The sequence below is a fragment of the Kordiimonas sp. SCSIO 12610 genome, assembly GCF_024398015.1.
In the GTDB taxonomy this organism is placed as follows: domain Bacteria; phylum Pseudomonadota; class Alphaproteobacteria; order Sphingomonadales; family Kordiimonadaceae; genus CANLMI01.
Map to the genome: position 1 here is coordinate 1,144,271 of NZ_CP073747.1, position 13,029 is coordinate 1,157,299.

The window sequence follows — 13,029 nt, forward strand, 5'->3', positions numbered from 1 at the left end:
ATACTGTGGTAATGCAGGAGGTATAAAACAATGAATAATAGCACCAAAATGTTTCCCCCACCTGATGTGCCGTTTTCCCTGATTTGGAGCCAGGTGGATATTTTAAGTATGAAACCGAACACACACCATTACATGCCCGTCGAACACCGCACCGATAACGAGCTTGTCCCCGTAGGGTGCACCGACGCTTGCGGCGTTGATGAGCCCCTGATCATCCATATAAACCCACCGTGCTAGCGTGTTTGAGAAAGGAGTTCACATATTCAAAGCAATCTAAGGAACTTAATGGAATCAGCCGCTAGATTTCTATCATTTCTCTATATACTTAGGTCGAGAAGGTTATAATCCTTTAAGCTTGATTTTGCGGCTGCATCCCAGACATATGTTTCATCGTTTTCGGTGAATGGTTTATAGTCATAGGGTTGTTCATCCGGGTATTTACTCTGGCGCGCAGAAATTGCATATCCAATAACTTTGGAGCGCTCCTTTATGATATCGTCGGTATAAACGGAAATTTGGCTATGAATGCCAGCACCTTCAACATCTAAGACCGATGATCTTTTGTGGAAGCCGAAATTGATGGTTAGCCGGGGTTCAAGACCGGCGTTCGCAAAGGAGCCATGGACCAGCTGCCTGTTACACATCACAACGTCGCCGGGGTTGCAAACGATTGGAACTGCGCTGGTTAGGCGCTCACTTCCTGACGCTTTAACCATTTCTTCAATATCGATTTTGCCGAGTTTATGCGTGCCGGGAACGACCCAAACACCATTTACGGGCGTACTTCCGTAAACCTGTGCCATGAAGTTGAAACCGTGAATGTCCTCATCAAATTCTGGACTGTCCCAATGGGAGTCTCCGTCCTGATGCCAGGAAACTGCCGCACCCATGCCTGCATCCTTGATGAACAATACCTCGTTAAACGGTGCAAAATCTTCACCGTTGATTGAAGCAGCGGCTTTTAATAGTGCCGGGTGACCATATACACGAAGTGCAGCCTCTGAGAATTGAAGAGATCCCATTAGGATGAACGGGGCTTCACTTGGTGCGTCCGCTCCGGCATCGAGGTCTTTCAGTTTTACCTGATGGCGTCCATTTGCGATTTCAGTCCCACCAAGCGGATCACTGAGTGGCTTACTCCAGAGCAATCCAGGCCCTAGGCAATCCGAACCGATTGCGGGCCTGCCATGTTCGTCAACCTTGGAACCTGAGTGTATTGGAAAACGCGAACGCAGGTCTGCAATATCTTCATGTATATCGCTCATCTCTGCGGCGCCAATGACACCCTCGAATATATAGAAACCGTATTTTGAATAGGCTTCAAGAATGTTCCGGTGAAGCGATCCATTGTCATCGAACCGAATGGGCCCCCGGTTGTCCAGTTCGTAAGCACGCTTTTCGCCTTCAAGCATGTAATTTCTTACATCCGGGGCATCTTCGCCGTAATGCGCCGCGCAGGTTTCTATCGACTCCAGGTACTTCGAATTCATGGCCTTGGGTTCACTTTTAATATTTTAACATTGTTAAATTTTTAACATCGTTTAAATCTTGTGTCAAGGTACGAGGTACGCTATAGATAAGTGATGAATATACAGGGACTAGCTGGATCAACCCGGTCAATCAATAAAGCAAAGAGGCGCGATATCATCCTTCTTGAGGCGCGCAAGCTAATAGCTATTGAAGGATTTGAAGCACTCAAGTTGCGAGATTTGGCGGCTCGCGCTGGTGTGACTGTGCCAACAATCTATAATCTGATTGGCGGTAAGCCAGAAATACTGACTTTGATTATTGAAGATTTGGTTGAGCAACTTCAGATGGTGCAAGACAGTGTAAGCCAACTTGATACCGAATGGGTTTTTGAAAATCAGATCAATCAGCTCGCGGATTTATTCGCCGCTGATGAGGATTATTACCGCGCAGCATTCATCGCTGGAGATCGAAGCGGCTTGTTTGAACAGAACTCTGATACCGGCATTTTTGCCCGATCGGTCGAGGCTCCTATTGCTGCTTGCCTTGCGGCGCAAAAATCAGGGCGTTTGATCGGACGTGTATCAGCTGAACAAATGGGCCGACAGATATATGGGTGTTACCGCCTCGCGCGTCAGGACTGGACAAATGGTTATTTTGATCTGAAAACCTTCCGAAGGCAGGCGTTAACAGGTATATTTCTCTGCCTTGCCGCTGACGCTGAAGAGGCTTTTAGATATAGTCTTCTCAAAAGAATTTCCTTGTTGGTATAACCAAGATGAGAGTGTAAAGCTTCAAAAATTTGAAGTTTTCCAAGTATGTTGCTCAAGGCGTTTCTACCCGGTCCAATCAACACCTGCCTATTAAAGAGCGAAACCAGTATAGAGAGTTTAAATCACTTCGCGCACACCAGAACATGTCCGTCGAACACCGCGCCGATAATGAGCTTGTCACCGTAGGGGGCGCCGACGCTGGCGGCGTTGATCAGCCCCTGATCATCCATAAAAATCGTATCCACCTGATCGGTTGCCGGGTTAATTTTTAGAACCTGAGAGGGGGAAATATGCGCCGCGTCCTCCGCATGTTTCAGGAACTCAAAAACATAGGGGTGGCCCGCCACATACAGGCTTCCGTCACCGCCGACCTCGATATTATCAGGGCCGGTATCCACAGGGATGGATTTAATGTATTTCAGGGCGCCGCTTGCAGGGGTTCGTGCATAAACGCCAATCTCGCGCCGCAGCACCTCCGCGATATAGACGATATTGCCGTCCGCAGACATGTTGATACCGTTAGCGTATTTTAACCCTTCAACGGCGGTGAAGCCCTCAAACCCATCGAAATATACGGTGCTCGCGAGCGGTAGCGCGAGGTAAGCCTCAAGCGATGCCATCAGGCCGTTCTTATACTTGCGGTCGATGGTCGCGTAAAACGAGCTTGGTCCAACCGCGAGTATATCGTTGGGCGACGTTAAGTCCTGAAACTGGATGCTTTCAAAATAGGATAGGCTGCCATCCGCGGCCACATCAAACAATTCAATATGGTTTTCGCCCGTTGTGGCATGGTTGATCACAAACAGGCGAGTGATGATGGTGCCGTCGCCGCGGTCACCGCGCCACAGGCTGATGCCGTGGGGTTGAAAATCAGCGGGGCCATCGATGGATACCTTGCGAACGCTTGATGGGTCATCAATGGGGAACGCATAAATCCCGCCCTGATCCGGTGTTCCACCATTTGGTACGCGGCGGTTGGCGGCAGAGACAAAGACCATGCCTGTGTTCTGGTCAATCGTCACGTCCTCTGTGCCGGGGAACACGTCAACCGCTTGGCATAGTTGGTTATCGGTTGGCGTGGGGTTGATGAAGGCACCAGACGCGCGGGTAACGTTAATGCCCATGTAGATAATAACCATCAGTGCAAGGCCACCGATGATGAATAAAATCTTTTTCATAAACCCCTCCCATTTTCAGTGAGTGTAGCGGTTTGGCCGGAAATTACATCTTTAAAATTTCCGCTGCCAAACTTGAAAGCCTCGTTTGAGGATATATCCTCTAAAAACCCTTTAGCGGCATGTCTGCTGGCCGCTGGAGCCAGTTGTTATCCGGATAATGGGCAGCGCCGTCGATCAGGTGAAGCGTGTAGGCATGGCGTGATTTGTCGGATGTGTTCGCGGCCGAAAGGTGCGGGAACAAGCCATTAAAAACAAGCACGGTCCCCTTCGGGGCCTCAAGCGCAACCTTACCGCTTTCATCAAACGGGGATGGGTCAATCATTTCATGAGCTCCTTTGTTTGGATTTTCGTCACTGCGCTTAAAGCGTTCCTTCGGGCGCTCATGGCCCTTGTGACCACCGGGTATCCCCCACAGGCATCCATTTTCCAGTGTTGCATCTTCAATCGCAACCCAGAAGGCAAGGCAGGTTTGAGGTTCGGTCCAAAGATACGTGCTGTCCTGATGGCATTTCACTTCGCCGCCGATATGCGGCTGTTTGAAAATATACATGGTCTGCAACAAAAGCGGGCTTTGATGGCCTAGTCCCTCTGCAATTTCCTTAAAGGCAGGTTGGCGTGAAAACCTATCATAAACGGGATCAATATCATGCATTGCATGGCCGATTTTGTTTAAGGCAAGTTCCTTCGGTTTTGTGAGTGCACCAGCGCTGTCAAAGGCACCTTCTTCGAAAAAGAAACGCGTCGTATGCCCTGAAGACATAAAATATTCATCGCTTGCATGCGCTTCAGATACGCTTGAGAAAACGCTGGAATGATCGTCGGCGTTAAAGCCCTCAACCATTTCCATCGTGCGGGCCTTAAGGGCATTACACATATCACCGGGGACCAAACCATCGAGCACCAAAATACCGTCACGGTCAAACGCGGTCTTCATGTCTTCGCTAAGGTGCGTGAAATCCCGCGCATCAAATCTCTGGATAGCCTGTGGTTGATCGGCAACGGCCATGGTCTAACCCCCCTTGTCGTATTTCCTGTCGTGTTTCCTGTATCTTTCTTGTCGTCGGTTGGTTTGCGTATTCACCAAGCACTCTGACGAATTTCGGCGATCATGCCCTTCCAGCGGTATTGTGGTCAAGGGTTTGATACGGTGTGCGGCAATATTTATGGGCGGCGACTGATCATGCTCGAAATTCCTTGTAGAAGGATAGAACAAAATGCTAACAAAAGTGAAATCAGATGCCATTATATGACGCCGCGATTTGATGTGATTATATGATGGCATTACTTGCTATATGGAGCTTTTCTTTGGATATCCTGAATTATTCTGCTGAAATTCTAATCGGTGTGACGATTGTTCTGTTGATTATGGTCATGGTTGGGCTATCGAAGCTCCATAAAATGATTGTTGATGTCCGCGCTGAGCAAATGATTGACCCTGACAAAGTCGCGGAAGACAACGCCGCACGCGAGCGCGCGGAAGCGCATGCACTCAGGTCTGAAGCCCATGCCGTTCGAACGGAAGAAAGATTGGATGCGATCCGCCGCGAGGGTGTTGAGCGTGAGCAAATCACCCGTGATGCCTTTGCAAAGGAAATGCGCCATAACCGCGAGGAACTAAAGCAGGAAATGCTGGTGCTTTCGGAAGTGGTTAGAAAACTGGGCGCAGAGCAGGCAAAAGGGCAGGGCGAGTTCAGGGACAAACTGGACGAGAAGATGAAGGAATTGCGCCTGGAGAACAGCCAAAAGCTGGAAGAAATGCGCAAAACCGTTGATGAGAAGCTTCAAACCACCCTCGAAAAACGCTTGACTGAGAGTTTCAAAACCGTGTCCGAGCGCCTTGAGGCTGTGCATAAAGGTTTGGGCGAGATGCAAAATCTTGCGACCGGTGTTGGTGATTTGAAGCGCGTGCTGACGAACGTTAAATCACGCGGCACATTCGGCGAGGTACAGCTTGGCCTGTTGATTGAGGATTTCCTGACCCCTGATCAGTTTATCCCGAATTATGACGCTGGTAAAAAATCAGGCGGTGAACGCGTTGAGTTTGGCATTCGTGTGCCCGGTGTGGACGGTGATCGGCCCGTATATTTACCTGTGGACGCCAAGTTCCCAACCGAAGATTACGAGCGTTTGCTCGGCGCTGTTGAAGTGGGCGATGCGGATGGTATCGAAGCCGCCTCAAAATCGCTGGAACGTTCGATCCGGCGCTTTGCAAAAGATGTGTCTGATAAATACATTAACCCGCCACATACGACCGACTGGGCGATCCTGTTTTTGCCGACCGAAGGCCTGTATGCCGAGGTGCTTCGCCGCCCCGGATTGTTTGAAAGCCTACAACGTGATCTGAAGGTAACGGTGGCTGGGCCCACAAATTTTCAGGTTCTATTGTCCACCTTCCGCATGGGGTTCCGCCAGCTTGTATTACAGGAACGCGCAAGCGAGGTTTGGGAAGTTTTGGGCGCAGTTAAGCTTGAGTTTGGCCGCTTTGGTGATCAGATCGATAAGATGGGCAAAAGCCTCAATGCCGCCCTTAATCATGTGGAAACGCTCGATCGGCGAAAACGTGTTATGCTTAGGGCCTTAAAGGGGGTTGAGGAAATCGAGGAAAGCGAAGCGCTGAAGCTGATTGGTGCTGATGCACCGCATAACGGGGAGTTATTTGATGGGGAAGGCGACCAGTAAAAACACTGACAATAAAAATAATGGGAAAAACCAGAATAAAACCGTTGTTAACGACGGTGATGTTACGGCCTACATTGCGTCCGTAGAGAATGAAACACGGCGCGTTGATGCGCAAACCATACTCACGCTCATGTGTGATATCACAGGCTATGAACCCAAACTGTGGGGCGGTAGCATCATTGGGTTTGGTGAATATCATTATAAATATGATAGTGGCCGCGAAGGTGATTTTTTGCGGACCGGATTTTCGCCGCGTAAAACCGCGCTTACTATTTATATTATGCCTGGGTATCAGGATTACAGCGAAATATTATCGCGCCTCGGCAAGCATAAAATTGGGAAGTCTTGCCTTTATATCAACAAGCTTGCTGATGTTGATATGGCTGTGCTTGAGGAACTTATCCGTGCGGGCCTTGCCTATATGGATGAGAAATATCCGGTTTGAGCGTCTAGGTTGCCCGTATCAGAAGTTTTAAATCCTAACATCCGATGATCAAGCGGCTGCTTTTGCCTGTAAGCCTTTTGACGAGCACTAACGACAGTACGGATAGAATTGTAACCATCACCGTGAAGGCAAGATACAAGGGAAGTGACGCCGGTAACATACCGCTTGCTGTGCCTGCGTAACTCAGCACTAGTTTGGTGGCGGCAAGAAAATACCCGTGCACAAAGAAAATCCCAAAACTAAGATCTGCGACCAAATCAATATGGCTGAACCTTGGGAAATGGATTTTATTGATCCAGACCAAAAGCAATAGGGCCGTTGATAGTTTGAAGATAAAGATTGGGCTTAATTCTGGAATTGCGCCCAAAGCGGTTAGGGCATAGGCAAGTACAGCGAGTAATAATAGTGGAATTTGAGCGCGATTGGTAAGCGCGGTGATAGTTTCCCTGTGATGGGAACAGAACATACCAAAATAATAAGCGGGGAACAGATACATCGCTTTACTAAGGGCGCCAAAGTATCCGTTAAGGCCGAAGTGAATTAAAACACCATCGCGCCCCAGATAGAACGACAACGGGATCAAGACGATCAGGCTATAATACGGCCAGCCAAGCCTGTCGCTTTTGATCAACAGTGGTGCCAATAGATATAACAGCGCGATTGTTGGCACAAACCAAAAGGGTGCCAGATGTTGCCCGCTTATTAAAAACAAGCCGATTTGGATGGGTAAAGAATAGTCGCTAAATCCGTCTGGCATTGATTGATCAAAGAAGGTCAAACTCGCGATAAGGGCGGGAATGGAAACGATCAGGTAGGGAGTAATGACATTCCTGATTTTGGTTTTGAAGTAGCGTTTGGTTTCATACCCTTTCGATAGATGCTGGAACAAATAGCCGGCGATAAAGAAAAACCAGACTGAGGACTGGTTCATCAGGCTATCAATCATAGTCAGTATGAGGCTACCTTCTGGCCAATTGAAATTGTGCAAGGAATGAGCGGCGACAATGCAGAAAATTGCAATCCCGCGAAATCGGTGCACATTGTCTAAAAACGTCATGATTATCATGCCCTGAATTTACCTGTTCTCCATACTGATATCGGTAAAATTGCTTGGTGAAAAGCCCCAAGAATGAGTCAGACCATGCTGGTAAACCCTGCGAGTTTTCTGAACGGTTGTTTATTTTCAGGATTGAAAAATGCCCGTGACCCAGCCTGTTGGGGATTTATTTTTCAGCGATTTCTGAACTTGAGGGCAATGGATTAAGTGGGGTGCGCATCAGGTAAGATACTGAAATATATAATATAATATCATTAATATATAGTCGGAATTCTTGCTCGTTTTGTATCGTAAATCTACCTAAATGAAATCTGCCAACATGCTTAATTTTCAGTTAATCATACTTGCGTTTATGTGCCGTGCGCTCTTCGGGGGGAAGGGCCGTTCATTTAGAATTGAGTTTAACGAGTATCAAGGGCACATTTATGACGACGACAATAGATCCAATCACAGGTGTTATCACAGGCGATGAAAATGATAATATCTTCTCAGGCACAGAGGCCAATAATACAGCGAGTTTCGCTGATATAGACGTTCCGGTAACAGTTGTTATCGATGCGGACGGAAACGGAACAGCAACTCGTGACACAGGCTTCAACGTATCGTTCGACGATGTTGCGGTTGATAGCTTGAACACGGCAGCGATCGCAGATGACGCTGCGTTCGTTACAGAGGCCCTTGCAGGTAACCTCTATTTCAATATCCATACAACAGAGTTCCCGGGCGGCGAAATTCGCGGTCAACTGGACACGGTTGTAAGCGACGAAACAGTTGACGGTGTTCGCACAATCGTTCTCTCTGCTGTCCTTGACGCGGCGCAGGAACCAAACAACGCTTCTGATAGTGAAGCAACAGGTTCGGCAACGGTAACAATCGTTGTGGACGCAGAAGGAAACGCCACATACAGCGTTGATCTGGATGTGAACGGTATCGCGCCATCTGAACTTCTTCCGGTAGCGGGTGTAAGCTCAATTCACCTTCACAATGCGCCAGCAGGCGTGAACGGCCCGGTTATTCTTGACGTTGTTCAGGATGCAGGTGGTGACGTAACAGGTGCGACAGTAGACGGTGATGTGTTTAACGAGTTCACTGACACAGATACTTTAGTTTCCATCGATAACATCATCGGTTCTAACGATGGTGATTTAATCACAGCGAACGGTGCAGCAGGAAACGAAATCAACGGCCTTGACGGCGATGACACAATCCTTGGCGGCGGCGGAACCGACACACTTGACGGCGGCGCTGGTAACGACACCAACAGCTTTGCTAACATCGGCGTGGGTGTAACAGCAAGCCTCGCGGATGGCACAGCAACTTATTCACCGAACGCAAACGTTACAATCAACGAAACATTTACAAACTTCGAGAATTTGGAAGGTACACGCGTTGCAGATAGCCTGACTGGTGATGATAACGATAACATCCTTACAGGCGGTGCTGGCAACGATACATTAGATGGTGGTCTTGGTTCCGATACTGCGGATTTCTCTGATATTGACGTTCCGGTAACAGTTGTTATCGATGCTGACGGTAACGGAACAGCAACTCGTGACACAGGCTTCAACGTATCGTTCGACGATGTTGCGGTTGATAGCTTGAACACTGCTGCAATTGCTGATGACGCTGCGTTCGTTACTGAAGCACTTGCAGGTAACCTCTATTTCAATATCCATACAACAGAGTTCCCAGGCGGCGAAATTCGCGGTCAATTGGACACGGTTGTTAGCGACGAAACAGTTGACGGTGTTCGCACAATTGTTCTCTCTGCTGTCCTTGACGCGGCGCAGGAACCAAATGACGCTTCTGATAGCGAAGCAACGGGTTCGGCAACGGTAACAATCGTTGTGGACGCAGAAGGCAATGCAACATACAGCGTTGATCTGGATGTGAACGGTATCGCACCATCAGAACTTCTTCCAGTAGCGGGTGTAAGCTCAATTCACCTTCACAATGCGCCAGCAGGCGTGAACGGCCCGGTTATTCTTGACGTTGTTCAGGATGCAGGCGGTGACGTAACAGGTGCTACAGAAGACGGTGACGTGTTTAACGAGTTCACTGACACGGATACGCTTATTTCAATTGAAAACATCATTGGTTCGAATGACGGCGACAGCATTACTGCAAACGGCGCAGCTGGAAACGTGATCAATGGCCTTGACGGCGATGACACGATCCTTGGTGGCGGCGGAACCGACACACTCGATGGCGGTGCTGGTTTCGATATTAATAGCTTTGCCAACATCGGTGTAGCTGTAACAGCAAGTTTGGCTGACGGCACAGCAACATATTCACCGAACGCAAACGTTACAATCAACGAAACATTTACAAACTTCGAAGCTTTGGAAGGCACAGCCCAAGCTGATAACCTTTCTGGTGACGAAAATGCAAACCTTCTGATTGGCGGTGACGGTGCTGATACGCTTTCAGGTGCAGCAGGTAATGATACGCTTGTTTCAGACGCGCAGGATGTGCTCGATGGCGGTGAAGGCATTGATACGGCTGATTTCTCTGATGTTGCGGAAGAAAACGTAACTGGCGGCGCGTTCACAGGTGTGATTGTTGATCTTGATGTTAACTCAGCAGGACCAAACGGAACACCAAGCCAAGAAGGCGCAATCCTTAATGCCCCTCCTGCGGCAGGTGGTCAGCAAATTGGCAACCTGACGATCACAGACGTTGAAAACGTTATCGGTACAGATTTCAACGATGGACTGTTTGGTAATAACGAAGTTAACGTTCTCGAGGCTGGTGCTGGCAACGATATCATCCACGGTTTCGCTGGCGATGATTTCCTATCTGGCGGCGCGGGTATTGATACTGTTCTCTTCTCTGCAGCACCAAATGCGGTTGTTGTTGACCTAAGTGCGCAGGTAAGCGCAAGCGAATTTGCATCAATTGTTGCAGGCAGTGCAGACGCAGTAGTTGCTGCAACAGGCGGCGCGGGCAATAATGTGCTTTCAGGCTTTGAAAACGTTGTTGGTAGCCAAAGCGATGATGACATTACTGGCGATGAAAATGCAAACCTTCTGAATGGTAATGGCGGTGCTGATACGCTTTCAGGCGGCGCAGGAAACGACACGCTTGTTTCGGACGCACAGGATGTAATCGACGGCGGTGAAGGTATCGATACTGTTGATTTCTCTAATGTAGCAGAAGAAAACGTAACAGGCGGCGCGTTCACAGGTGTGATTGTTGATCTTGATGTAAACTCAGCAGGACCAAACGGAACGCCAAGCCAAGAAGGCGCAATCCTTGACGCTCCACCGGCGGCAAACGGCCAGCAAATTGGTGACCTCTCAATCACAGATGTTGAAAACGTTATCGGTACAGATTTCAACGATGGACTATTTGGTAACAACGAAGTCAACGTGCTTGACGCTGGTGATGGTAATGACGTGATCCACGGTTTTGCTGGTGATGACTTCCTATCTGGCGGCGAAGGCGTCGATACTGTTCTCTTCTCTGCGGCGCCGAGCGGTGTAGTTGTAGACCTAAGTGCACAGGTAAGCGCAAGCGAGTTTGCATCAATCGTTGCGGGTGAAACAGACGCTGTTATCGCGGCGACTGGCGGTGCGGGTAACAACGTACTGTCTGGCTTTGAGAATATTACTGGTAGCCAAAGTGATGATGTATTCACTGGCGACGCTAGCAACAACGTTCTCAATGGTAACGGCGGTTCCGACACAGTCAATTTCTCTGACCTTGATGTTCCGGTAACAGTTGTTATCGATGCGGACGGAAACGGAACAGCAACTCGTGACACAGGCTTTAACGTATCGTTCGACGATGTTGCGGTTGATAGTTTAAACACTGCTGCAATTGCAGATGACGCTGCGTTCGTTACTGAAGCGCTTGCAGGTAACCTCTATTTCAATATCCATACAACAGAGTTCCCAGGCGGCGAAATTCGCGGTCAACTGGACACTATTGTTAGCGACGAAACAGTTGACGGTGTTCGCACAATCGTTCTCTCTGCTGTCCTTGACGCGGCGCAGGAACCAAATGATGCTTCTGATAGTGAAGCAACGGGTTCGGCAACGGTAACAATCGTTGTGGACGCAGAAGGAAACGCCACATACAGCGTTGATCTGGACGTGAACGGTATCGCACCATCAGAACTTCTTCCAGTAGCGGGTGTAAGCTCAATTCACCTTCACAATGCGCCAGCAGGCGTGAACGGCCCGGTTATTCTTGACGTTGTTCAGGATGCAGGCGGTGACGTAACAGGTGCTACTGAAGACGGCGACGTGTTCAACGAGTTCACTGACACGGATACACTAACATCGATTGAGAATATCAATGGCTCAAACGACGGTGACAGCATTACTGCTAACGGCGCAGCTGGAAACGTGATCAACGGCCTCGGCGGTGATGACACGATCCTTGGCGGCGGCGGTACCGACACACTCGATGGTGGTGATGGTTTTGATACCAACAGCTTTGCCAACATCGGTGTGGGTGTAACAGCAAGCCTTGCTACTGGCACAGCGACCTACTCACCAAACGCGAACGTTACAATCAATGAAACCTTCACTAACTTTGAAGCTTTGGAAGGTACAAATGCCAATGACCGTTTGGTTGGTGATAACGAAGACAATGCTCTAACTGGTAATGATGGTAACGACACACTCGGTGCGCGCGCTGGTGATGATACTGTTGACGCTGGTGCAGGGAATGACCTTGTATTCGCGGGCTCCGGTGATGATAGCGTATCAGCGGGTTCTGGAAACGACCTTGTGTTTGCGGGATCAGGCAACGATACGGTTTCTGCCGATAGCGGTAATGATACTGTCTTTGTTGGTTCTGGCAATGATGTCGTAACTGGTGGTTCTGGTAATGATAATATCTTTGCTGGCTCTGGTAACGATAATGTCGACGCTGGTTCTGACGACGATACAATCTTCGCAAGCCTTGGTAATGACACGCTTGACGGCGGCGACGGCGATGATCAGATCTTTGCAAGCCTCGGAGACGATGTAGTGTCTGGTGGTGCTGGTGATGACCGTATTTTCGGCGGTGTTGGAAACGATGTTGTTAACGGTGACGCCGGTATCGATGTGATCTTCGCTGGAAACGGCAACGACACTGTTGATGGCGGCGCGGACAACGACATTATTCGCGGCGGAAACGGCGATGACACAATCAACGGCGGAACAGGCAATGATCAGTTGTTTGGTAACGGCGGTGCTGATGTCTTTGTCTTCGACCTTAATGCCGGCAACGACACAGTTCGTGACTTCCGTGAAGGTATCGATGTTATCGACCTTGATGCATTCGATATTGCGAACTTTGCAGCCCTTGAAGCCATCAGTGAGCAAGTTGGAAACAACGTTATTATTACGCTTGATGCCAATACAAGCATCACACTTAATAACACCCAGCTTGATGATCTGAGTGCAACAGACTTTATTCTTGGTTAATCCTCCT

At 48.9% G+C, this 13,029-nt stretch carries 9 protein-coding genes; 5 read left to right on the plus strand and 4 right to left on the minus strand.

The annotated features are described in order from the left end of the window. The first annotated feature begins 30 nt into the window (after positions 1-30). Positions 31-237 (plus strand): hypothetical protein, encoded by a 207-nt coding sequence (locus KFF44_RS05215; RefSeq protein WP_255937895.1) that lies wholly within the window; start codon positions 31-33, stop codon positions 235-237. Between the two features lie 80 nt (positions 238-317). Here the strand turns inward: KFF44_RS05215 and KFF44_RS05220 are convergent, their stop codons facing one another. Beyond that, positions 318-1,490, minus strand: coding sequence for a phytanoyl-CoA dioxygenase family protein (locus KFF44_RS05220; RefSeq protein WP_255937897.1), 1,173 nt, complete (start codon positions 1,488-1,490; stop codon positions 318-320). Between the two features lie 93 nt (positions 1,491-1,583). Here KFF44_RS05220 and KFF44_RS05225 point away from each other — a divergent pair, with 93 nt between their 5' ends. Next, on the plus strand, positions 1,584-2,240 hold the full coding sequence (locus KFF44_RS05225) for a TetR/AcrR family transcriptional regulator (RefSeq protein WP_255937900.1): 657 nt from the start codon (positions 1,584-1,586) through the stop codon (positions 2,238-2,240). A 122-nt stretch (positions 2,241-2,362) separates the two neighbouring features. Here the strand turns inward: KFF44_RS05225 and KFF44_RS05230 are convergent, their stop codons facing one another. Continuing rightward, entirely contained in the window at positions 2,363-3,418 is a 1,056-nt protein-coding gene (locus tag KFF44_RS05230; RefSeq protein ID WP_255937902.1) for a hypothetical protein, read from the minus strand. A 100-nt stretch (positions 3,419-3,518) separates the two neighbouring features. Then, positions 3,519-4,424: a phytanoyl-CoA dioxygenase family protein gene (locus tag KFF44_RS05235; RefSeq protein ID WP_255937903.1), complete on the minus strand. Its 906-nt coding sequence runs from the start codon at positions 4,422-4,424 to the stop codon at positions 3,519-3,521. Between the two features lie 266 nt (positions 4,425-4,690). Between KFF44_RS05235 and KFF44_RS05240 the strand changes: the two genes are divergently transcribed. Together KFF44_RS05240 and KFF44_RS05245 are read left to right on the plus strand one after the other, a co-directional pair. Continuing rightward, the gene (locus tag KFF44_RS05240) at positions 4,691-6,097 is read left to right on the plus strand and encodes a DNA recombination protein RmuC (protein ID WP_255937905.1); all 1,407 of its coding nucleotides are present in this window, start codon (positions 4,691-4,693) and stop codon (positions 6,095-6,097) included. Then, the gene (locus KFF44_RS05245) at positions 6,078-6,542 is read left to right on the plus strand and encodes a DUF1801 domain-containing protein (protein ID WP_255937907.1); all 465 of its coding nucleotides are present in this window, start codon (positions 6,078-6,080) and stop codon (positions 6,540-6,542) included. Before KFF44_RS05240 ends, KFF44_RS05245 begins: the two co-directional genes overlap by 20 nt. Positions 6,543-6,576: 34 nt before the next feature. On the opposite strand, the gene KFF44_RS05250 is transcribed toward KFF44_RS05245, so the two are convergent. After that, entirely contained in the window at positions 6,577-7,599 is a 1,023-nt protein-coding gene (locus KFF44_RS05250) for an acyltransferase (RefSeq protein ID WP_255937909.1), read from the minus strand. A 425-nt stretch (positions 7,600-8,024) separates the two neighbouring features. Here KFF44_RS05250 and KFF44_RS05255 point away from each other — a divergent pair, with 425 nt between their 5' ends. After that, complete coding sequence (locus tag KFF44_RS05255; protein ID WP_255937912.1) at positions 8,025-13,022, plus strand: CHRD domain-containing protein; 4,998 nt, start codon at positions 8,025-8,027, stop codon at positions 13,020-13,022. The last annotated feature ends 7 nt before the right edge of the window (positions 13,023-13,029 follow it).